20 protein-coding genes are annotated in these 24,374 nt (G+C 33.1%); 6 read left to right on the forward strand and 14 right to left on the reverse strand.

From position 1 onward, the window contains the following. Positions 1–7: 7 nt before the first annotated feature. Positions 8–322, forward strand: coding sequence for a CHY zinc finger protein (locus ACP3TL_RS08675; RefSeq protein ID WP_069817886.1), 315 nt, complete (start codon positions 8–10; stop codon positions 320–322). A 183-nt stretch (positions 323–505) separates the two neighbouring features. Here the strand turns inward: ACP3TL_RS08675 and ACP3TL_RS08680 are convergent, their stop codons facing one another. The 8 genes from ACP3TL_RS08680 to nrdI all read right to left on the reverse strand — a co-directional run bounded on the left by ACP3TL_RS08680 (position 506) and on the right by nrdI (position 8,800). Then, entirely contained in the window at positions 506–829 is a 324-nt protein-coding gene (locus ACP3TL_RS08680; RefSeq protein WP_069833324.1) for a PH domain-containing protein, read from the reverse strand. A 224-nt stretch (positions 830–1,053) separates the two neighbouring features. Beyond that, positions 1,054–2,100, reverse strand: a complete 1,047-nt coding sequence (locus tag ACP3TL_RS08685) for a ferrated catecholamine ABC transporter substrate-binding lipoprotein SstD (protein WP_069817884.1) — start codon at positions 2,098–2,100, stop codon at positions 1,054–1,056. A gap of 105 nt (positions 2,101–2,205) precedes the next feature. After that, positions 2,206–3,006: an iron ABC transporter ATP-binding protein gene (locus ACP3TL_RS08690; RefSeq protein WP_285326117.1), complete on the reverse strand. Its 801-nt coding sequence runs from the start codon at positions 3,004–3,006 to the stop codon at positions 2,206–2,208. Next, on the reverse strand, positions 3,003–3,962 hold the full coding sequence (locus ACP3TL_RS08695; RefSeq protein WP_285326115.1) for an iron chelate uptake ABC transporter family permease subunit: 960 nt from the start codon (positions 3,960–3,962) through the stop codon (positions 3,003–3,005). Before ACP3TL_RS08695 ends, ACP3TL_RS08690 begins: the two co-directional genes overlap by 4 nt. After that, on the reverse strand, positions 3,952–4,920 hold the full coding sequence (locus ACP3TL_RS08700; protein WP_069833322.1) for an ABC transporter permease: 969 nt from the start codon (positions 4,918–4,920) through the stop codon (positions 3,952–3,954). Before ACP3TL_RS08700 ends, ACP3TL_RS08695 begins: the two co-directional genes overlap by 11 nt. 329 nt (positions 4,921–5,249) lie before the next feature. Next, positions 5,250–6,218 (reverse strand): class 1b ribonucleoside-diphosphate reductase subunit beta, encoded by a 969-nt coding sequence (gene nrdF, locus ACP3TL_RS08705; RefSeq protein ID WP_285336746.1) that lies wholly within the window; start codon positions 6,216–6,218, stop codon positions 5,250–5,252. A gap of 115 nt (positions 6,219–6,333) precedes the next feature. Continuing rightward, positions 6,334–8,439: a class 1b ribonucleoside-diphosphate reductase subunit alpha gene (gene nrdE, locus ACP3TL_RS08710; protein ID WP_069833321.1), complete on the reverse strand. Its 2,106-nt coding sequence runs from the start codon at positions 8,437–8,439 to the stop codon at positions 6,334–6,336. Beyond that, entirely contained in the window at positions 8,402–8,800 is a 399-nt protein-coding gene (gene nrdI, locus ACP3TL_RS08715; RefSeq protein ID WP_069817878.1) for a class Ib ribonucleoside-diphosphate reductase assembly flavoprotein NrdI, read from the reverse strand. Before nrdI ends, nrdE begins: the two co-directional genes overlap by 38 nt. A 710-nt stretch (positions 8,801–9,510) precedes the next feature. On the opposite strand from nrdI, the gene ACP3TL_RS08720 reads away from it, so the two are divergent. The 5 genes from ACP3TL_RS08720 to ACP3TL_RS08740 all read left to right on the forward strand — a co-directional run bounded on the left by ACP3TL_RS08720 (position 9,511) and on the right by ACP3TL_RS08740 (position 15,615). After that, complete coding sequence (locus ACP3TL_RS08720) at positions 9,511–10,398, forward strand: DMT family transporter (RefSeq protein WP_069833320.1); 888 nt, start codon at positions 9,511–9,513, stop codon at positions 10,396–10,398. 14 nt (positions 10,399–10,412) lie between these two features. Next, entirely contained in the window at positions 10,413–10,913 is a 501-nt protein-coding gene (gene queF, locus ACP3TL_RS08725; RefSeq protein WP_069833319.1) for a preQ(1) synthase, read from the forward strand. Positions 10,914–11,203: 290 nt separating this feature from the next. Then, positions 11,204–12,718 carry a peptide MFS transporter gene (locus ACP3TL_RS08730; RefSeq protein WP_285326112.1) on the forward strand — a complete coding sequence of 505 codons (1,515 nt, stop codon included), beginning with the start codon at positions 11,204–11,206 and terminating at the stop codon, positions 12,716–12,718. Between the two features lie 257 nt (positions 12,719–12,975). Then, the gene (locus ACP3TL_RS08735) at positions 12,976–14,484 is read left to right on the forward strand and encodes a peptide MFS transporter (protein ID WP_285336747.1); all 1,509 of its coding nucleotides are present in this window, start codon (positions 12,976–12,978) and stop codon (positions 14,482–14,484) included. Positions 14,485–14,655: 171 nt separating this feature from the next. Next, positions 14,656–15,615 (forward strand): diacylglycerol/lipid kinase family protein, encoded by a 960-nt coding sequence (locus ACP3TL_RS08740; RefSeq protein ID WP_069833316.1) that lies wholly within the window; start codon positions 14,656–14,658, stop codon positions 15,613–15,615. Between the two features lie 213 nt (positions 15,616–15,828). On the opposite strand, the gene ACP3TL_RS08745 is transcribed toward ACP3TL_RS08740, so the two are convergent. From ACP3TL_RS08745 to ACP3TL_RS08770, 6 genes are all read right to left on the reverse strand, one after another. Further along, positions 15,829–16,377, reverse strand: a complete 549-nt coding sequence (locus ACP3TL_RS08745) for a 5' nucleotidase, NT5C type (protein ID WP_069833315.1) — start codon at positions 16,375–16,377, stop codon at positions 15,829–15,831. Positions 16,378–16,646: 269 nt separating this feature from the next. Continuing rightward, positions 16,647–17,702, reverse strand: coding sequence for a histidinol-phosphate transaminase (hisC, locus tag ACP3TL_RS08750; RefSeq protein ID WP_069833314.1), 1,056 nt, complete (start codon positions 17,700–17,702; stop codon positions 16,647–16,649). Between the two features lie 194 nt (positions 17,703–17,896). Further along, the gene (locus ACP3TL_RS08755) at positions 17,897–19,411 is read right to left on the reverse strand and encodes an ABC transporter permease/substrate-binding protein (protein ID WP_069833313.1); all 1,515 of its coding nucleotides are present in this window, start codon (positions 19,409–19,411) and stop codon (positions 17,897–17,899) included. Further along, the gene (locus ACP3TL_RS08760) at positions 19,408–20,373 is read right to left on the reverse strand and encodes an ABC transporter ATP-binding protein (protein WP_069833312.1); all 966 of its coding nucleotides are present in this window, start codon (positions 20,371–20,373) and stop codon (positions 19,408–19,410) included. The genes ACP3TL_RS08755 and ACP3TL_RS08760 overlap by 4 nt, the downstream gene beginning before the upstream one ends. 290 nt (positions 20,374–20,663) lie before the next feature. Continuing rightward, complete coding sequence (recQ, locus tag ACP3TL_RS08765; RefSeq protein ID WP_069833311.1) at positions 20,664–22,442, reverse strand: DNA helicase RecQ; 1,779 nt, start codon at positions 22,440–22,442, stop codon at positions 20,664–20,666. Positions 22,443–22,455: 13 nt separating this feature from the next. After that, the gene (locus ACP3TL_RS08770; RefSeq protein WP_069833310.1) at positions 22,456–24,339 is read right to left on the reverse strand and encodes an ABC-F family ATP-binding cassette domain-containing protein; all 1,884 of its coding nucleotides are present in this window, start codon (positions 24,337–24,339) and stop codon (positions 22,456–22,458) included. Between the last annotated feature and the right edge of the window lie 35 nt (positions 24,340–24,374).

Below are 24,374 nucleotides of genomic sequence, written 5' to 3' on the forward strand. Positions count from 1 at the left end.
ATTGATTATGATTAACATATATGGTTCTACTGTAGACAATGAAGCACGTTGCACGCATTATCCAACACCATTAGACATCATCGCAATTAAATTTAAATGTTGCGGTAAATACTATCCATGCTATAAATGTCATAATGAACATGAATCACATGCAATAAAAAGATGGGATTCTAGTGAATTTAATGAAAAAGCAATTTTATGTGGTGTATGTAGACATGAAATGACAATCAATGAATATATGATGATTGAAGCCTGTCCTAAGTGCGATGGCCACTTTAATAATCGTTGTAAATATCATTACCATCTTTATTTTTCTATATAAACTTCATGGCTTATGCTTAATAAAGCATTGAAGAAGGTACGCATCCGTTAATCTAATGGATGCGTACCTTTTTTATATTAAAAATAGACTTGTACCGATTTTCAAGTATTTGCTTGCCTAGGCAAACGAATATGAAATAGCTTTGCAGCTTGGCACTATGTACTTTATTTTAAAATTCTCATACTATTTTATTTGTTCTTCTACAAATTGTACAAAGGTTTTTGCATCACCTTTTTGTATTTGCTTCATGGGCATTGGTCCAATATTAAAAGTAAAATTTATTTTTTCACCATCGTAACTAATTTGTTCTACTTCTTTATAAGCAATACTTCTGTAATAAAACTCCCCATTCATATCAACATTTAAAATAATACGTTCGTTGGTTGCAATAAAAGCACCTTCAAATTCTGAAGAACCTTGGACTGAATATTCTATTGTTCCTAATACACTTGGCCCCTTTTTCTCCGTTGGAAATAAATCACTTGGATTTACATTATCTAAAATCATGTACTTCACTCCCCTTTGCTTTATTTCATTTCATTATACAAGTTTTAAAAATGAATTTTTACTTACTTGCTCAATCTATCTTTAACATAACAAAGAACATGTTGGGACTAAAGTTCCAAGCCACTACAAACTATCTTTTTGAGACATAAAAAAGTCGACAAAGCCATAAGACTTTGTCGACTTACTGAAAGGAACTATATCCCCCACGGTTATCCTTTTAAATATTATTTTTCAAGTGCTTTTTCTACTTCTTCAATTTGTTTAATTGCAGTAGTAGTCGAACCACTTGCGAAGTACCAAAGTTTTGGATCTAATTCATAAACTTTGTCTTCTTTTACAGCATTTACATCTTTGATAACGTCATTACCTAATGCTTGTTTAGATGTTGATTTACCACCAGTCGCTTGTCCGCGGTCCATAGCGAAAATAATATCTGGATTTTTTTCTGCTATATATTCATTTGTTACGTTTTGACCATGCTTACTGCTTTTAATGTTTTCATCTGCAGCTGTGAAGCCCATTGTGTCAAAAATCATTGCACCGAATCTTTCTCCAGCGCCGTATGTTGATAATTCACCTTCGTTAACTAATAAGAATAATGCTTTTTCATCTTTTAAGTCTTTTGTTTTTTCTTTAATGCCAGCAATTTTATCATCTAATTTTTTAGTAAGTGATTTTGCTTCGTCTTCTTTTTGGTAAATCTTACCTAATGTTTCAGTATTTTTCTTCAATGAATTCACTTCGTCTTTGTCGTCAGCACCAACATATACAACTTTTGCATCTGGTGCAGCTTTTTTGAATTCATCTAGATTTTTTTGATTTGCTGTACGACCAGAAATGTAAATTACATCTGGTTTAGCTTCTGCAACTTTATCGAAATTAACTTCTTTTAGGCTTCCTGTGTTTAGGTATTTTTCATCTTTAAAATCGCTTAAGAAATCAGGTAGTGACTTAGCACCTTCACCTTTTGGAAGTGCTTTAACTTTATCTTCAAGTCCTAATTCTTTCAATGTATCTAATGTACCATAATCAAAAACAACTGCTTTTTCAGGATTTGTTGGTACTTCTACCGTTTCTTTAACTTCTTTAGCATCACTGCCATCACGTTTTTCTCCACTAGCCTGATAATTATTTTCAATTTTTACAGTTTTATTTGAATCTTCGCTTTCTGATTTAGCATCAGATGATTTTTTATCCTCTGATCCACCATTACTACATGCTACTAATAAAAACATTAAACCTACAACTAATAATAAAGATAATTTTTTCATGTTTCTTAATCCTCCTGATTTTCCTAATGATGTATTCCTTTTATGCCCTTAAAAAGTATAACCACGTTACAGTTGCATCACTCCCTTCAAATGTTACGAATGGAATTACATTGAATATGCAAGCTCTAAATCTTGAGTTGCTGTTAGCTCATCAAAATACACACAAATGCGTTGACCGCGGATTTCTTCAATTCTTACATCCATATCGTATAACGATTTTAATGTATCTGTTTGAATAACCTCATCTTTTGTACTTGCTTTGACAACTTCACCATCTTTTAATGCGATAATATCGTCTGAATAACATGAAGCGAAGTTAATATCATGAATCACAACGATTACAGTTTTATTTAAATCTTTTGCAAGTTGTCGTAATGTTCGCATAATTTGAACTGAATGTTTCATATCAAGATTGTTCAGTGGTTCATCTAATAAGATATAATCTGTATTTTGCGCAATTGTCATGGCTACATATGCACGTTGACGTTGCCCACCAGATAATGTTTTTATATAGCGATTTCTGATCTCTTTAAGATGCAACAACTCCAACGCATATTCAACTTGTTCTTTATCTTCTTGTTTGAGATGACCTTTAGAATATGGAAATCGTCCGAAATTGACTAATTGCTCTACTGTAATATTGAGCTCGGTATGATTAGATTGTTTGAGAATCGATAATTTTTTAGCTAATTCATTACTTTTATAATCACTAATTGCTTTACCTTCGATTTCTATAGAACCATCTTCAAAGTCCATTAGGCGTGTAATTACGGCTAACAATGTACTTTTTCCAGCGCCATTTGGTCCAATCATAGAAGTTAGACGTCCTTTATTTATATCAACATTAATATCTTTTAAAATTTCTTTATCTTGAATATTTTTATTAAGCCCTTGTACACGTATCAATTCGCATTTCTCCTTTTTATTAATAAGTAAATGAAGTAACTTCCACCTACTAAATCAATAATTATACTTACTTGCGTCGTTGCTTGGAATAAATTCTCTACTACACCTTGTGCTATGAATAGACTTAACCAACTCATTAAAATCGTTGCTGGTAATATGTATTTATGTTCATATGTCTTCATCAATTCATGTGCTAAGTTAACAGTTAATAATCCTAAAAATGTAATTGGACCAACGAGTGCTGTCGAAATAGATACAAGCATTGAAACGAGTATGAGCAATAATCTCGTTAACGTTTTATAAGATATACCTAAATTGATCGCCTGATCTTTTCCTAATAAAAGTACATCTAAATATGGTATGGCCCGCATCGTAATCAATATGAGAATAACTAATATGACACCACACAGTGTGACTAATTTACTATTAGATGCATCAAAGTTTGCGAACATGGCACTTTGTACAGCCAAGAAATCTTCTGGGTTAATAATTAATTCTAAAAATCCGGTAATACTTTTGAAAAAGGTGCCAAGTATAACCCCTACGAGTAGGATGAAATAAACGGAAACATCACCAATTCTGAAGATACCTTGGAATAAAAGTAATGAAAATACGATCATCACTATTAATGAAATTGCAAAGCTGAGATACAGATTAGTAACAAATACAGACTGTACGCCAAATGCAAACACGATTAGAACCTTCACAAACATGTATACAGAGTCAAGCCCCATAATTGAAGGTGTTAGTAACCGGTTACTTGTAATCGCTTGGAATATCACTACTGAAGCTGCGATTGCGGCTCCGACTAATATCATCAGTATCAGTTTTCTTAATCGGCTAGAAAATTGATATTGGAAAATATCAAAATCAATACCTATCACAAGGTAAAGACCTGCAGCTACCACTGTTACTGCAAATAAAATGGATAGTTTTGTTTTAGGGCTAGTTTGCATAGTTATGTCGTCCTTTCATCAGCAAGATTATAAAAATAATAGTGCCAAAAACACCAATTGTTAATCCGATATTGATTTCATATGGATATACAATGATTCTGCCGATTATATCTGAAAACATTACAAAAATAGCACCTAACATTGCTGTATGTGGCAATGCGTTTTTTAAATGATCTCCTCTGAATATAGAAACGATATTTGGAACAATTAAACCTAAAAATGGAAGTGTTCCAACTGTTACAACTACTAAAGCAGTAATTGTTGCAGTAATAAATAAGCCGACGTTAATTATTCTTTCATAATTAACACCTAGATTATTACTAAAGTCTTTCCCCATTCCAGCAATCGTAAATTGATTCGCAAATATATATGTAAGTACTAATAAAGGAATGCTTAAGTATAATATTTCATATCTTCCGCTTGTAATAATGGCAAAATTCCCATTCATCCAGTTTCCGATACTTTGCACCGCATCCGTTCTTAAAGCAGTAAATGTAGCAAAACTAGAAACAATACCACCGAGCATAATCCCTAAGAGTGGGATAAAAATAACATCAGTAAATCGAATATATTGTACTAATTTCACAAACAGGAATGTACCACCAATGCTTAGCGTGACTGCAAATACTAATTTAATAATGATATTCGCTTCTGGAAATAGTATTAGCGATATTAAAATACCTAACTTAGCCCACTCCATCGTTCCTGCAGTTGTTGGACTTACAAATTTATTTTGCATCATTTGTTGCATAATTAATCCTGCAAGTGCCAACGTGCTTCCAGAAATTAATATACTTACCGTTCTCGGTATCCTACTAGATACAATAATGTTTATTTGCTCTTTAGATAAGTGGAATATGTCTGTAATTGAAACATTACTAACACCAATAAATAGAGAAAGGATAGTTAATAATAATAAAATGATAAATAGGACAATACCATTAAGTAAGAATTTCATAATGAGGTAACCTAATCCTTTCGATGTACAATGAATTCATAAACACTATTGGTTTTGATAATCATTATCAATAGTTATATTAAAATTTTAACATTTTTGGCAGTAAATTCAATAGCAATAGGCCATTTTAGTGAAAGTATTCGTGAATTAAGTGAAAAATGACCCTTAAAATTACTTTCAACAAATAAAAAGCCACTAGATTATCCCTTCGGAAAATCTAGCAGCACTTAAAATAGGAAGCATTGTTCCTAGTATTATCTTGTAGCATCATGTAATTGATACAGTCTCAAACAGACTCAATCAAATTACATAACTGCAACAAATTGTTTTTAATCTTCAAATATAAAGTCTTCATCTTTTAATGCTTCAACATTCAACGCTAATGTATAACCATCACCTTTAACTGAGAAAAAGTCATGATTTTTCGTTGAAGTATCTAATGCATTTTCAATAATTGGGTTAAATTCTTTTTCTTCAAAGTATGAATCAAAGCCTAAGTTAGCTAATGCTTTATTACCATTATATCTAACATAATTTAGTACATCTTCTGCTATACCTACTTCATCGTATAGTGAATGTGTGTACGCTACTTCGTTTTTATACAAGTCATCTAATAACTTATACATATCTTGATCTGCTTGTTGTTTTTCACTTTCTGACAGTTCATTACGCATACTTTGTGCATCCATACCTGTAAATACACCGTGGATAGATTCATCTAATAAGATTTTACGTATAATCTCACCTGATGTTGTCATTCTTCCTTGTCCTGCAAGGTAAAGTGGATAATAGAAACCAGAATAGAATAAGAATGTTTCTAAAAATACACTTGATACACGTGCCATATATTGATCATATACAGACGCATCTTTGCCCCAAAGTTTGTGGTAATTATTTACAATTTTATCTGATTTATATTTTAAATGCGGTTCTTCTAAAACCCATTTATCTAATAAATAGTTCGTTTCACTGGAAGGTAGTAACGTTGTAAAGATATGTGAATAACTTTTAGCATGGACTTGTTCCATCATACCCATAAATGAGTAGACTGCTTTTTTACGTAAATCCGTTGTGTGTAACATGATGAGTGGCATACCGTCATCTGCTTGATGTGTATCCAATCCTGTTAAACCTGCTAAAGCTTTTTTGAAGGCGTTCTTTTCTGCGTCAGATAAAGTCTTCCAACTTGCAATGTCTTTTGATACTTTAAATTCTGTTTCTACCCACATTTGTGAAATATTTTGTCGCCAAAACATATTTGTCATGTCTTCTTGCGTATTCCAATTGATTGCTTTCATTTAGATAAATTCCCCTATCCAGTAAAAATTTAATTAAGCAGTGATTTACAGCCTAATCTATATAAAAGACTAGGCTGTTTGTAAAAACCACTTTGCTTATCCGTTACTTAAAATCCTATATCGAACAACTTGTACATTCTTCAACGCTTAACAGTTTATTTCTAGTATAATATAACGATTTTAATCCTTTGTGATGTGCATAAACATATAGTCGAGACAGTTCACGTGTAGATATTTCTGAATTAACATAAAGGATTGTAGAAATACCTTGGTCCACGTGTGTTTGAATCGTTGAGATTAAATCGATTAATTTCATTTGATCTGTATTAAATGCTGATTTATAGTACCACATTGTTTCTGGTGATAAGAAAGGCATAGGATAAAATGTTTCAGCATTACCATAAGTACGACGTTCAATTTGGTCGACGATTGGCATAACAGAGCTTGTCGCATTTTGTACATAAGAAATACTTTGTGTCGGCGCAATCGCTAAACGATATGCATGGAATAAACCATTTGCTTCAACTTCTTTTTGCAATGCTTTCCAATCTTCTGGAGATGGTATCTCTAAACCATCAAATAATTTGCGTACTTTTTCAAATTTCGCTTCGAATGTTTGTGAAGTATAGAATTCAAAGTATTTACCATTGGCATAATCTGATTTATCAAAGTCTTTGTAGGTTTCTTGTCTCTCTTTAGCAATTTCCATTGAACGTTCAATAGAATAATAATTCATCATCATAAAGAAGATGTTCGCAAAGTCTTTTGCTTCTTCAGACTCATAGCCAATTTTATTTTTCGCTAAATAACCATGTAAGTTCATTACACCCAAACCAACTGAATGTAGTTCACTATTTGCTTTTCTTACACCTGGCGCGTTTTGAATATCAGCTTCATCACTTACAACAGTTAATGCATCCATCCCAGTGTGTACTGAATTCTTGAATTTACCTGATTCCATTACGTTAACAATATTTAATGAACCTAAGTTACAAGAAATGTCACGGTTAATTTCATCTTCTGTACCATAATCATTAATGATTGAAGTTTCTTGTAATTGGAAAATTTCAGTACATAAGTTACTCATTTTAATTTGGCCAATATTTGAGTTTGCATGAACTTTATTAGCGTTATCTTTAAACATTAAATAAGGATAACCAGATTGTAATTGTGTCTGAGCAATTGTATTTAACATGTCACGTGCATCTTTTTTCTTTTTATCAATATTTGGATTTGCGACAAGTTCATCGTAGTATGCATCAAGATCAATATCATCTAATGTCACACCATACTCTTTATAAATTGTATGTGGTGCAAACATATGAAAATCTTTACCTTCTTTTGCTAAATCAAAGAATTTAGACGGCACAATTAAACCTGTTGATATTGTAGATAAACGCAAATCTTCATCAGCGTTTACTTTTTTCGTATCTAAAAACTCTTCAACGTCATAGTGGAAGATATTTAAATATACTGCGCCAGCACCTGGGCGTTGACCTAATTGGTCTGCGTAACTAAAGCCACCTTCTAGTGATTTTGCAACAGGTAGTACACCTTTTGCTACACCCTTGATACCTTTGATTGCTTCACCACGCGCACGTAATTTAGACAAGTTAATCGCAACACCGCCACCAATTTTACTTAATTGTTTGGCTGTAGAATCTATAAAGTTGATAGAGTTTAAACTATCGTCTGCCTCAAGTAAGAAACAAGATACAAGTTCTCCACGACGCGCACGTCCAGCGTTTAAGAATGTTGGTGTTGCAGGTTGATAACGCTGTTCAACCATTGCAGAAATAAACTGTTTAGCTGTGGCTTTGTGTCCATTTGCTAAATATAATGCAACGATTGCTACGTGCTGCTTGTAGTCTTCTAAATATTGACTTTTGTCATTCGTTTTTAATGCATAATCTTTGTAAAATTTACTTGCGGACATGTAACTCGCAAAACTAAATGGAATGCTTTTAGCATATTCAGTAATTTCTTCTAGGTCTTCTACTGAATATTTTGCAAATACATCAAAATAGAAATCATTATCAACGAGATAGTGAAGACGTTCAAGTTCAGTATCAAAATAAATCGTCTTATCCTGTATCTCTTCTAGATAGACTGTTAATGCTTCTTGGTCTTTTTCCAAATCAAAAAAGCCATTCTCTTTACGTTTGGTAACTTCGTTATTTAATTCAATATGATTGTATTTCTTCTCGTCCATAATCTTCATTGAAATGTCCCACCTTATCTTTAAATTCGCTTATATCGTTCGTTGTGCCATGTAATTCAAATTTCATTAATAATGGAACATGATATCGTTCCGAAATAGATCGTCCAGCTTTTGCAAAATTTTGACCCCAGTTTCGGTTTCCGCTAGCTGCAACAGCTTGTAATAAGTCGTGATTAATATCTAAAAATGACTGAACAGGTGGCGGTACTTCGCCAAACCCTATTGTTCCAGTGACCAATATGAAAGGCTCTTCCATTCTTTCAGAACAATTATTTTGTGTAATTTCCATTACATTGGTAAGTTCAGTTCGCTTTATGAATCTACGCACATTGCCAGAAAATGAAAAATATACAACCTTCATCGGATCACCTACTTTCTAAAATATATTTATCTTATTATGATAAAATCATGTATTGTATTTAAATGCTTAAAGGCACTTTGAAAAATCAAAATAATTTAGTTTCTCGAACTAACCACAATATATAGTAATTTCAATATCTATATGTAGTTATGTAAAAACTCAATAATTAAGTATTAATGCTTAATTTGTCATATTTAAGTGCCTAAAACAGTGTGATTTTACATAAATTTTGATTTATTATAAATAAATTGACCACGTACTAAAACACTATATATTGTGTTTTGTCTTGGTCATCAATACTATATTATGTGTTTCATTATACATAACTCAGAAGATTATTAAAAGGCTTTTATTTATGACAAAATGTTGAATAATCAATAGAAATGGCACCAATTCAACCTTAAAGTGATGTTCACTAATTAAAAAATATTTTTTTGTGATTTTAAGGTTTGATTATTTGCTTTTCATAAAAATCTTACAACGCTTGATGTGTCGTCTTTTAAACAAAATCATTTTATACATTGTACAAAACACAATGTATAAGCACCATATATTTCATTCTTATAAGTAAAAAAATCCCCTTAATAAACAGAACATTTGTTCGTGTTTACATCTTAATATATTTCCCTTCAATTTTCAACTATATATACATCTTCAGAGCATATATGCTAATATGAATACGTTAAAAATTAAAAATTGAGGCGATACATGTGAATCCTAAAGTTAAAGGTATCATTGCTATCTTAGTTTCAGCAGTTGGCTTTAGTTTTATGACTGTTTTCTTCCGATTAGCCGGTGACTTGCCTGTATTTCAAAAGTCTCTTGCTCGAAATTTAGTAGCAATGTTTATACCGCTATATTTTATTTTAAAATATAAACAACCCTTATTTGGTAAATTAAGTAGCCAACCTTTATTGATTTCTCGTTCTACATTAGGTTTGATTGGTGTGTTGCTTAATATCTACGCTATCGATCATATGCTTTTAAGTGATGCAGATACATTAATGAAGCTTAATCCATTTTGGACGATACTACTAAGTATTATCTTCTTAAATGAAAAAGTACGTAATTACCAATTTGTAGCTATGATTGTGGCCATTTTTGGTATGTTATTTGTTGTTAAACCCGAATTCTCCTCCACTATGATTCCTGCTTTGGGCGGATTATTCTCTGGTATTTTTGCAGCAAGTGCTTATACGTGTGTCAGAGCATTAAGTACACGTGAAGCACCTTATACAATTGTCTTTTATTTTTCATTCTTTTCCATAATAGTATTGATACCTTTTACAGTGTTTACATTTGAACCCATGACTATGATGCAAGTTGTTTATTTAATCGGTGCAGGATTAGCTGCTGCTGCAGGACAAATTGGTATAACACTGGCCTATAGTTACGCGCCAGCTAAAGATATTTCAATATTTACGTATGCATCTATTATATTTACTGCAGCGTTTGGCTTTATCTTATTTGGTGAAACACCAGATTCATTTGCTATCTTAGGCTATATCATTATTATAGGTGCCAGTTACTATATGTTTGAAAAAGCACGTCGACAACCACTTACAATTCAAAAGGAAGAACAAAAACCTAAACGCTAAAGGAGCGATATGCAATGACTGAAGGACGCAATAAAGAAGAATTAGAAAATATTACATTATTAGGTAATCAAAACAATAAATATGATTTTGATTATAGACCTGATGTTTTAGAATCATTTGATAACAAACACCCAGGTCGTGATTATTTTGTGAAATTCAATTGTCCAGAATTCACATCATTATGCCCTATTACTGGCCAACCTGATTTCGCAACGATTTATATTTCTTATATTCCTAATATTAAAATGGTAGAATCTAAATCGTTAAAGCTTTATTTATTTAGTTTTAGAAACCATGGCGACTTCCATGAAGACTGTATGAACATTATAATGAATGATCTGATTGATCTAATGGACCCACATTATATTGAAGTTTGGGGCAAATTCACGCCGCGTGGAGGTATTTCAATAGATCCATATACAAACTATGGCCGTCCTGATTCTAAATATGAAAAAATGGCAGAACATCGTTTAATGAATCATGACCTTTATCCAGAGAAAATAGATAATAGATAATAAATTACGATTCTTTATCTTCACCTCACCTACAATGATTAAATTTTTGGGACATCAATATATGTCTACATCATTAAACCATCGACTAAGTCACATGATTTAGTCGATGGTTTTTTGTATGCTTTCACGGGGATAAATCATTAAATTTTAATATGATATTCTCACCCTATTTTCATACTTTTTAAATGTATAGTGTAAAATTTACTTACATTTGAATAATTCAGGGACACACTTGTTTTTTTTATGAAAACAGTATAGAATAAATCCAACCATTTAAGGGGAGGGAAATTATGAAAAAAGTAAATCATAGTCACGAAGAAATCATGAAAAGTATTCCAAACAAAGGTTTCTTCGGACATCCAAAAGGACTAAGCACACTATTCTTGACTGAGTTTTGGGAGAGATTCAGTTATTATGGTATGAAAGCCATATTAATTTACTACTTATATTATAGTGTTGCTGATGGTGGGTTCGGCCTTAGCCAAGCAGTTGCTATGCAAATTGTTGCTATTTACGGAACTTTAATTTATATGTCTGGTCTTATCGGAGGGTGGATTGCAGACCGGATTACTGGAACGCAAGATGCCGTCTTCTATGGTGGGTTCCTCATCATGTTTGGACATATCCTATTATCCATTCCGGGTAATTTAACAGCAGCAATGATAGCTTTACTTCTAATTATCGCAGGTACAGGGTTATTAAAACCAAATATCTCTACTACCGTTGGTGAATTATACGAAGGCAATGACCCAAGACGTGACGCAGCATTTACGTTATTTTATATGGGGATTAATTTAGGGGCTTTGCTTTCACCTTTAATTACTGGGCAATTACAAACTAAAATTGGTTTCCACGCTGGTTTCTTAGCAGCAGCAATTGGAATGTTTTTTGGTCTAATCGTTTTTGCAATCAAACGTAAAAAGAATTTAGGGCTAGCTGGTCGCAATGTACCAATACCGTTAACAAAACCAGAAATCAAAAAATTCGTACTTATTACTGTTGGCGTTATCGCTTTATTCTTAATATATTTATGGATCTTACATTTAAACAATGCTCTAACATTAGGTAACTTTAGTTTCTTAATTACATTGTTAGGTATTGTATTACCGGTATACATATTACTTAATATGATATTAAGTAAAAATATAACAAAAGATGAACGTTCACGTGTTTATAGTTACGTACCTTTATATATCACTTCCGTGGCTTTCTGGATGATTCAAGAACAAGGTTCAACGATACTTGCAACATTTGCAGATAAAAAAACACAATTAGAAATGTCTGAATTAACAAATGGTTTAATTGATTTTTCAATACCTGCAGCATGGGCGCAGTCATTAAATCCAATTTTCATTGTGCTCTTAGCACCAATTTTTGCAACACTTTGGATGAAATTAGGGAAATACAACCCGCCTACCGTACATAAATTTGCTATCGGGGCCATTATCGGGGGCTTCTCTTATTTAATCATGATTATTCCATTAGCTACTGGTAACGAGTTAATTAACCCATTATGGCTTGTACTGAGTTTCTTACTGATTACGATTGGTGAACTTTGTATCTCACCAGTTGGTTTATCTACGACTACTAAACTTGCACCAGTGACGTTCACTGCACGTATGATGAGCCTATGGATGCTAAGTAATGCAACTGCACAAGGGCTTAATGCTCAACTTGTTGTTGTCTATACAAAGATCAATCAAAGTGATTACTTTATGTACTCAGGCCTTATCGCTGTAATAATTGGTATTCTATTACTGATTATTTCACCAAAAGTAAGACGTGCTATGAAAGGCGTTTACTAAACAATTAAAACTAAATGCAATCTAAAAAGTAGTGTCACTTCACTGTGTCACTACTTTTTTGCGTACATATTCACCATGAATCACTTTAACTAAATGTTAATATTTTAAAATTAAAACAAAACAAAATAACTTGCAAAAAATAACTGAATTTTCCGAATATTGTTATTGTGAGAATATTATTGAAATTTAGTTTTATTAGGAGTAAAATCTATTTTATACATTTTTTTATTGGGAGCAAGAAAGGACGGGAATTTTTTATGCAAAATCAGGACAAAACCCAAGACCAAGCCATCCAATCCATTCCACAAAAAGGATTTTTTGGACATCCTAAAGGTCTAGGGGTTTTATTTTTCGTTGAATTTTGTGAGAGGTTTAGTTATTACGGGATGCGCGCGTTACTTATCTTTTATATGTATTTCGCGATCAAAGACGGCGGCCTCGGTATGGACAAGGGTACTGCACAGTCAGTCATGGCTGTTTATGGTGCTTTAATCTATATGACTTCAGTACTTGGAGGTTGGATATCTGATAGAATCACTGGTACGCGTTCAGCCACATTTTACGGTGGCGTTCTAATCATCATTGGTCATGTATTCTTAAGTTTACCATTAGATATTGTCGGTTTATTCATATCCATGTTCTTTATTATCGTGGGTTCAGGTTTAATGAAACCAAGTATTTCTAATATTGTAGGTAGACTATATCCTGAAAATGATACACGTATGGATGCTGGATTCGTTATTTTCTATATGTCTGTAAATTTAGGTGGACTACTTTCACCATTAATATTAGATCAATTCGTTAAATCAGGCGATTTCCATGCTGGCTTTTTAATAGCTGCAGTAGGTATGGCATTAGGTTTAATTTGGTATATGATCTTCAATAAGAAAAATATTGGCGATGTAGGAACGAAACCTACGAATCCTTTAAATCAAAGTGAGAAAAAGAAATACGGTCTAATATTTGCAGCTGCAGCCGTAGTTATTGCAGCAGTATTAATCATCACTGGATTAACTGGAACACTTTCATTTAACATTGTAAGTACTACTGTATTGATACTTGGGGTTGCGTTACCTATCATTTACTTTACAATTATGATTCGCAGTAAAGAAGTTACATCCGATGAACGTTCACGTGTTATTGCCTTTATTCCCCTATTTATTTTAGGTGTAGTTTTCTGGTCAATTCAAGAACAAGGTGCAAATGTGCTAAACATTTTTGCGCTTGAAAGTAGTGATATGTCATTAAATATATTTGGATGGACAACAGATTTTGGACCAACCTGGTTCCAATCTATTAACCCTCTATTCATCGTATTACTTGCACCAGTAATTTCAATTATCTGGGCTAAAATGGCAAGACGTCAGCCAAGTTTAGCTACGAAATTTGTCTTAGGTGCATTTTTAGCAGGTGCTTCTTACATAATGATTGGCTTAATTGGCATTTCATCCGGTGGTGCAATGATAAGTGTAAACTGGATTATCTTGTCATATGTTATTTGCGTTATTGGTGAATTATGTTTATCACCTACTGGTAATAGTGCAGCAGTAAAACTTGCACCTAAAGCCTTCAACACGCAAATGATGAGTTTATGGTTACTAACAAACGCCTGTGCTCAAGCCATTAACGGTACTTTAGTCAAACTTATCGAACCACTTGGCTATAAAAATTATTTCCTATTCTTAGGAGTAATTGCAATTGTAGTCAGCCTAATCATCCTTGCCTTTGTACCAAAAATCGTCAAGGGTATGCGTGGTATTAAATAATAGTTTAATGATATAAAAGCATGCACAGTAGCTGTCTCATATCTAGTCAACCCTATGAGAGCGGGAATACGAAATCAAATTTCAAATTTTGATTTCTCTCCCGTTCTCTTTTTTATTTATTTTTTTTGAAAATCGGGTAAACTTAATAAGTAAATCAAAATTCTAAGAAATATGGTGAATAAATTGACTCAATCAAAATTTAAACACGGCGTATTATTTTACCATGAACACTCAGGTATAAAAGATATTTATAGAGGTCTCGGAGACGTTGCCTCATCACTTACAACATTTTGTAAGCATCTCTCTATCCAATTAAGTGAAAATGAAGGAGACATTATTACTTATTGTAAAAAAATAAAAGAACAAAGTTATAGTGATGATGTAGATATTATCTTTATTTTAGGTGGGGACGGCACGGTAAATGAACTCGTTAATGGCATGATGCAAAGTCAGTTAGATATTCCAATCGGTATTATACCTGGCGGGACTTTTAATGATTTTGTAAAAACATTAAATTTACACCCACGTCATAAAGTAGCAAGTGAACAACTTAAGGAAGCAGAACTAAGATCTTATGATGTTATGAAAGTAAATGATGAATATGCTTTAAACTTTGTAGGCATGGGGCTTATTGTACAAAATGCCGAGAACGTACAAGAAGGTAACAAAGATGTCTTTGGTAAATTAAGTTACGTTGGTTCTACAGTAAAAACTTTACTTAACCCAGAACACTTTGACTATAAACTAACTGTCGATGAGAAGGAAATTGAAGGTAATACCACAATGCTTGTAGTAGCGAATGGACCCTTCATAGGTGGTAGTCGTATACCTTTAACCGACTTATCTCCTAATGATGGTTATTTAAATACGTTTATCTTCACAGAAGAAAGAACAAGTGTCTTAAACGATGTGTTTAAACAACGTGACAGCATGAATTGGAATAATATGACGGATGGTATTAAACATGTATTAGCGAAGAAAATCACCATCGCTACGGACCCACAGATGAAAGTTGACATTGATGGTGAAGTTGACTTAAAAACGCCGCTTCAAATCGAAGTTGTGCCAAATGCTATTCAAATACTGACACTTCCAGAACATAAACAAGTGAACGATACTGAATCAGAGTAATTAAGCTTTAACACGATGATTTAAATTATAAACAATCACGTAGTTCCAAAAATCGTTATATTTTAAATAGAAAAGCATCAATCTATTAGTTTATAATAGATTGATGCTTTTAATTTGAGAATGGGATATTTCTGCCCCACTCCCTTCTTTTTAAACAAGCGTATTGTTGCTATATATTTGTATCTCAAACTCATATCTCAAACACTTGAAAGATTAAATATTGTACTCACTATCTCCTAGGAAATAATTCTCAACATCTTTCCAATTATTCACACGATCAAATCTGTCATCGTTGATATTGTGCGTTGCAGTATACATAATCGGCGTACCAGTAAAGATGCTTAACTGTCTAGGGTTATCATCGATTAAATAATCCGCTTTAACAATGTCTTTTCGACCACAAAATACAAAATGCTGAGGGTCTAAAAATGGGAAGAAGTGTCTTAACCAATCATATTTATCATGGAATGAAGTCGGTACATCCATTGCCGCAGTTGCAATATATACATCATAATGTTCAGTTAGTTTTTTAACGACATCTTGTGCATCATCCATAACTTGTAATCTTCTGAAAAAGCCAGGTTCCCTTAAAATTTCTGTTAGTAGACCATCATGCTCAGGCATTGCATGTCTCAACTTTATTCCATCTAACATTTCATATGTAATTCCTAAATCCGTACGTTTATTCACGTCTTCAAGCAATGCACCTACTGTATCAGCAAGTACCTCATCCATATCAATAGCAATCGATTTTCTCGTCATCTACTACTCTACTCCCTTTTCAATAGCTTCCATCTTTATTATATATAGGCAAAGTTCTATGTGACAAGTGACTACATATAACTCCTATTTTCACTTCTAAGTATAGCAAATAACGTTCAACTAAACCAAAATTGTACTTATAAATATAATTCAAATCATGTTTAATCCTATCTACATCATACTTCACAGCACCTTAATGAATCGTGTTATTATATTTAAAATTCCATACACATTTTAGTATCGTTGAACGTCAACATCATTCATTATGATTAAAAGTCAAAACTTTTAAGTACTTCGATCATTTTATCATTTTGCTCTGGAAAGCCTATTGTCACTCGAATACCTTTAGGAAATGCTCTTGTAATACAGCCAACATTTAAAAATGCTTCATATAAATCATGTGGTTTGTCTGTATTGATATAGACAAAGTTTGTTTGGCTTGGATAAAATTTATCACTTACAGCTAATTCAAAGAATTTGGCTCTCTCTTGCGCGTTACGTTCGCGAATAGATGCTAAGTATGCTTGGTCTTCTAATGCTGCCAACGCTGCATATTCAGATAAACGTCCTACATTAAAAGGTGGACGTATAATATTCCATTTTTCAATCGCTTCTTTAGCTGCAACTACATAACCAATACGCATACCTGCTAAACCATAGGCTTTAGAGAATGTACGTAATAAAAACGCATTTGTAAATTGTTCTTGTAAAGCTAATGTATCAGGGAAATCTTCCGCCGTTACAAATTCCACATAGGCTTCATCTATAATTACTGGAACATGACTTGGAACTCGTGTTAAGAAGTGTTGTAATTCTTCATGCGTAAAATAAGTGCCTGTGGGATTATTTGGATTACATAACCATACGAGTTTCGTATCATCGTCAATCTCTGCTAAAATACCTTCTAAATCAAAACATCCATCTTGCATAGGTACTTGAGCTACATTTGCAGCTTCTACGGTTGCATTATGATAATATTGTCCAAATGTCATTTCGCTTGTTACTATTTTATCTCCAGGAGTGAGTACCGCACGTGATATCATTAAAATGACTTCGTCTAGGCCTGCCCCGAATAAAATGCGTGATGCATCAACATTTAAGTGCTTACTGATTGCTTCTTTGATTAATGGAGAACCGGTCTCAGGATAAAATTGCAATTCATCTAAATGTGCTTGAATCGCCTCGTTAACTTTTGGTGATGGACCATATAAATTTTCATTTGAAGCTAATTTATATAATTCACCTTCAATCCCGTAACTTTCTTTCAATGCTCTAGGCGATAAACCTGGTTCATATGCTGATAATTGTTCAATTTGCTTTTTCATTGTTGCTTCGGGCCTCCTTAAATTTACAGAAATTTCAAAACTTAATAACTATTATAAACCCAATAATAGCTTAAAATCAATGTGTCCTCATCAAACAGTTTGATTTGTAAACAGTAAAAAAACGAGTTCAGATAAATTAAGCGCGTGTTATTCCTATCGCTCATCATCCGAACCCGTAATAAAAGAGATAATGTTTAATCTATTAAATGATGCTTTTCTAGATATGCTTTTGCAACTTCATATGGGTCTTCTTTCTTCACAGTCACATCGTAGTTCATTTGTTGCATTTCTTCATCTGAAATTTTACCTGCTAATTTATTTAACGGTGCTTTAATTTCAGGATGTTCTTCTAAATAAGATGCTTTAAACATAGGCGCACCTTGATATGGCGGAAAGACATCTTTATCATCCTCTAGAACGACCATATCATATTGTTTTAATTCTGCATCTGTTGAATATGCATCTATTAAATTGATATCGCCACTTTCAATTGCTTGATAACGTAATTTAGGTTCCATCGTTTTAACATCCCCCAAATCAAGGTCATATGCTTTTTTCACAGCTGGATAGCCATCTTCACGATCATTAAATTCTAATGTAAAGCCAGGCTTGATTTTACCACTGACTTTATTTAAATCACCAATTGTTTTAATATCATACTCTTCTGCAAAGTCTCTTTTCACTGCTAAGGCATACGTATTATTGTATTCCATTGGTTTTAACATCGTCATATCAAATTTATTTTCTAAACTCGATTTAGCTTGCTCATATACTTTGTCTTCTTGCTTAGACTTTAAATCTTCTTTCGTTAATTCACCGAGCACTGTCCCTGTAAACTCGAGATAACCATCTATATCATCTGATTTTAGGGCGTTAAATAAGAAAGCTGTTTTACCCAATCCATCTTCAACTTCAACAGTATGATCCGTTTCTTCTTCAATTAAAATCTTATACATATTGGTAATCACTGAAGGCTCTGAACCAAGCTTACCTGCTAAGGTCACTTTATCTCCTTTTTGTGCTAACATCGGGCCGACTATAAACAATAATAAGATCAGTACGATGGCACCTAATGCAATCAGTAACTTTTTGTATGACATTTTTTGCATAAAGCGTAAGGCTAAATCAAATAAAATTGCGAGCAAGGCCGCTGGAATGGCACCAATAAGTATTAATGACGTATCATTTCTATCGATACCTAATAATATAAGGTCACCTAAACCACCTGCACCAATTAAAGCTGCCAATGTTGCCGTACCAATGATTAATACCATAGCTGTGCGAATACCCGCCATAATTACCGGCATCGCAATTGGCAATTCTACTTTACTCAAACGGCGTCCTGGTTTCATACCTATACCTTTTGCTGCTTCTATTAACGAAGCATCAACTTCGTTAATACCCGTGTATGTATTTCTTAAAATAGGTAATAATGCATAGACCACTAAAGCAATCACTGCAGGTACCTTACCTATACCAAATAGTGGTATCATCAAACCGAGTAATGCAAGTGATGGTATCGTTTGAAGTATTGCGGCAATATTCATCACTACTTCAGAAAGTTTACGTGTTTTTGTAAGTAGAATGCCTAAGGGAACGCCAATTAATGTCGCTATTAATAAAGCAATAAAAGATATTTGCATATGTTCGAAAATGGTTGTTAATAATTGACCTTTGCGCTCTACAAGAGTGTTAATGAATTCATTCATCCATTATGACCTCCTTTGCCTTCTGACAAAACTTTAAATATATCTTCTCGTTTTAGTACATGTTGTGTAGAAGCTGCTTCATCATCGACAATAATGCCTTCATGGTCAATTAAATGCTCATAAATATCACGTACAAAATAATCACTTTGAAGGACAGGATAACTTTCATGAGGCGTCTCTAATTTATTGTCCGGTAAATTACTAACCAGTTCAGATAATTTCATATCATTAACCGTGCGTTTTACTTTATCTCCCATAAACTGCTTCACAAAGTCGTTTTTAGGATTTTTAATAAAACCTTCTGGTGTATCAATTTGTTCAACTCGTCCCTCATTTAATAAACATATACGATCACCAAGTTTCATTGCTTCTTGAATATCATGCGTTACAAAAATAATCGTCTTTTTAATTTTTTGTTGTAATTCTATCAAATCATCTTGTAACTTTTCACGACTAATCGGATCTAGCGCACTGTATGGCTCATCCATTAATATCACTGGTGGATCGGCGGCTAATGCACGCACCACGCCTACACGTTGCTGCTGTCCCCCTGACAACTCATCTGGTTTACGATTTTTATATAATTCAGGTTCTAAACCGACCATATCCAATAATTCATCCACACGTTGGTTAATATCTTTTTCTTTCCATTTTTTCATTTGTGGCACTTGTGCAATATTCTCTTTGATTGTCATATGTGGGAAAAGTGCGATTTGTTGCAATACATAACCAATATCCCAACGCATTTCATAAATAGAATAATCACTAATTGGTTTATCATTAAAATAAATATACCCTTCAGATAAAGAAATTAAGCGATTGATCATTTTTAAGGTCGTTGTTTTGCCACAACCTGAAGGCCCAATTAACACAAAAAATTCGCCTTTTTTTATATTAAAACTGATGTCATCGACTGCAGTTTTATCTCCATATTTTTTTACTACATTTTTAAATTCTATCACTTTGTCACCTTCACTTTACTGTCCTCTATTTTTAAAATTAGCTTAAATTCACATTTACCACAATTATTCCCTATTTTCATATAATTCATGTATTTATCAAGCAATTTTCAAAAGTTTTGTTTTACTTCAATAAAATCTTGTTATTACAAAAAAGCGAAGTTAACTCAAATCAAAAATAAACCTATGATCTTTTTGTTACATAGTATATTAAAATTTGAAATTTAACTTCGCAGTTATGGTCATATTTATTTAAAGCAGAAAGTTATGTGGAGATACAAAACTTAAGTTAATTATATCTTTGCTTTATATGATTGAATGGTTTCTAAAAACATTGGACAGTAATGTTTTAATTTGTAACTACCTACGCCATCAATTAAAATCATATCTTGTTTTGATTCTGGCTTTCTTTTAGCAAATTCTTCTAGTGTAAAATCAGAGAATATACTTACTGGTGGAATGCTCAAGTCCTCACTTAGCTGTTTACGTACAGCTATAAGTTCATCAAATAATGCACGATCCACACCTTCTACGGTATTGATATTAACTTTTTCTGTAGTTTTGCGTTTAAATGGTGTCGTAAATATAGCGACCTGATCACTCAATAAACTTTTCACGGAGTTATCACAAGTTAATATTTCATCATACTCATTTAAAAAGCCTTTAAATCTCAATTCATCAATAAGATGACTTAAATCTGATGTAGTATAGTTTTTCATAATACCATGTGTGGACAATTCATTATAATCACAGTAGCGAATATAATCAGATTCTTCGCCTCTTAATACTTGTATAATGACGCTATAGCTTTCTTTTTGTTTCATACGTGCGATACAACTCACTATCATTTTTGCTTCATTAGTCATATCATACGTTTTATTTTCTCTTACACAATTACTACACTGTTCACATTCTTCAAGCTTTTCATTCGGCTCAAAATAATGTACGAGCGTTGCTTCTAAACACTTTTTAGTTTTTGTATAAAGTATCATCTTATTTAATTTTTCGCCCATCTTATCTTTATAATCATCATCTGCTTTCGACGAAGATATAAAATACTGATGTAAGCCGATATCACGTTCACTAAATAATAAAATACAATCACTATTTAAACCATCACGACCTGCGCGACCTGCTTCTTGATAGTACGATTCTAAATCGCCAGGCATATTATAATGAATAACAAATCTCACATTGGACTTATCGATACCCATACCAAAAGCATTCGTAGCTACAACTACGCGTACTCGATCGTAAACAAAATCATTTTGGGCAGCTTCACGCTCTTTGTTCGATAGTCCACCATGATAGGTTGTACTCTTAATATCATTAATCGCTAATGCTTCTTGTAATTCTTCAACTTGTTTTCGTGTTGAACAATAAATAATGCCGGATTCTTTTTGATATTTTTTAACATATTCCAACACAAATTTTTGTCGTTGATATGTAGGATTGACCTGAAAGATTAGATTTCGACGTTTTGTACTTGTTTTAATCTCGTCGTTTTTATTAATGTTCAAGCGATCCATAATGTCTTTTTGAACTTCAATTGTGGCCGTTGCAGTAAGCGCCACAATTGTAAAATCTTGTGGTAATGCAAATACCTTATGAATCACATCTCGATAACTCGGTCTAAAATCGTGGCCCCATTTAGAAATACAGTGTGCTTCATCAAAAGCAACTAGCGGTATATTTAATTGTTGCACCATTTGAACAAAATAAGCATTATCGAAACGTTCAGGTGCCACATATAGAAATTGAATTTCACCTTTTCTAAGTTGTGCCTCTATTTCTTTTTGTTGTTTCTGAGTTAAACTACTGTTTAAGTACGCCGCGCGTATACCCATGGCCTTTAATTGATCAACTTGGTCTTTCATTAGCGAAATTAATGGACTGATAACAATCGTCGTACCGCCCAACATTAATCCCGGCACTTGATAACAAATTGATTTTCCCCCGCCAGTAGGTAATACACCTAGCGCATTTTGATGATTCATTACTTTTGTTATAATTTCTTTTTGACCTGGACGAAATGTATCGTAGCCAAAATAATGCGATAATGTTGATTCCATGTTTAACAATCCCTCATTGTTCTTTTAGTTCTTCTAGTTCGCTCCATCTTGCCATATCATCTTCGTACGTCTGATTAAGACGTCGTTGTTCTTCATTTAATTCTTTGATTTTAGCATAATCTGAACTTGCTGCAACCATTTCTTCATCGATGGTTTCTAATCTTTGCTCAGTAGTTTCAATACGTTCAATAATCGTTTCATATTCTTGCTTTTCTTTAAAAGAGAGCCCTTTTTTCTTGTTCGCATTTTGTTTTACATGCGCTTGTTGTTTCTGTTGCTTTTGTTGTGCTTGAGCTTTATCTTGTTCTTTTTTATATGCTTCATAATCTTCAAATGTTCCTATGATACGTTCCATTTTTCCATCGTGAATATACCAATATTCTTGGGCTACTTTATTTAAGAAGTATCTATCATGACTTACTGTAATTACCGCACCACCAAATGTCTCAATATAATCTTCAAGTATTGTTAGCGTTTCAGTATCTAAGTCGTTTGTTGGCTCATCTAATAATAAGACATTCGGCTGATGGACCAATAATCTCAACAGATATAATCTTTTTTGTTCGCCACCTGATAATTTATATATTTTTTTACCATGTGTGGAACTTGGAAATAAGAAGCGTTCAAGTAGTTGTGTAATTGAAACTGACGTACCATCTTTTTCTTTTGCTACTTCACTTTCTTCTCTTAAATAATCAATCATTCTGACATCACGATCTAATCGCTCTTCACTTTGTTTAAAGTAAGCAACTTTTACAGTCTGCCCAATTTTCAGATTACCTTCGAAAGCTTGATCTTCTCCACTCAATATATTTAACAATGTTGTTTTACCAGCACCATTAGGACCAACAATACCAATTTGCTGACCACTTTGAATAATTTGAGTGATATCTTCGAACAGCGTTTTCCCATTGATGCGTTTAGTTAAAGCATCGAATTCAAAAACTTGTTTACCCAATCTTGAATAAGCAAGATTTAAAGATGCTTTATCTTGTTGATGTTGATTTTTGACATCTTGTTCTAAATCGCTAAATCTATTTTTACGCGCTTGTTGTTTTGTAGTTCGTGCTTTTACACCCGCACGCATCCAAGCAAGTTCTTTTTTATATAATGACTGTTGCTTCGATTGTTGTTTTTGTTCGATGATTTCATTTTCCGCACGTTGTGCAATATAAGCTTCATAATTACCAGAATAAGTGCGTAATTTTCCACGATCTAATTCGATAATTCGTGAGGATACTTCATTTAAGAAATAGCGATCATGCGTTACAAATAATACAGTGTGTGGATATTGTTTCACATAATTGATTAACCAATTGATAGATTCAAAATCTAAGTGGTTGGTAGGCTCATCTAGAAGTAATAAGTCAGGTTGTTCAATAAGTGTCTTCGCAAGACCCACTCTTTTTTGTTGACCGCCTGAAAGTTCACTTACTTCTTTTGTTGTATCATGAATACCTAATTTAGAAAGTATCGTCTTGATTTCTGCACTATAGTCCCATGCTTGATTCGCATCCATCGCATCTTGTGCTTGCATCATTTTTTGTAAATCTGACTCACTCTGGGTCGTACTATATTGATTCAGTGCAGACTCATATGCACGTATAACTTGAAGTGTTTTAGTTTCTGAGGTCAATACTGCTTCAAAAACAGACATGTTTCGATCAAAATCTTGTTTTTGAGAAGAATAACGGACGCGATATGCATTGGGATGCGATATTTCCGCATCGTAATCTTCGTCTAGTCCTGCCATTACTTTTAACAAAGTACTCTTGCCAGTCCCATTTATACCAACGAGTCCTATTTTTTCTCCTTCAGAAATAGAGAGATGTAAATCATCGAAAATAGTCTTATCGGCATATGACTTATTTAAATGTTCAATTTTGTATGCTTCCATCATTCTACATCCTTTTTAATATCGAAATTTTTAAA

Source organism: Staphylococcus caseorum (genome assembly GCF_049943195.1).
Classification (GTDB): domain Bacteria; phylum Bacillota; class Bacilli; order Staphylococcales; family Staphylococcaceae; genus Staphylococcus; species Staphylococcus equorum_A.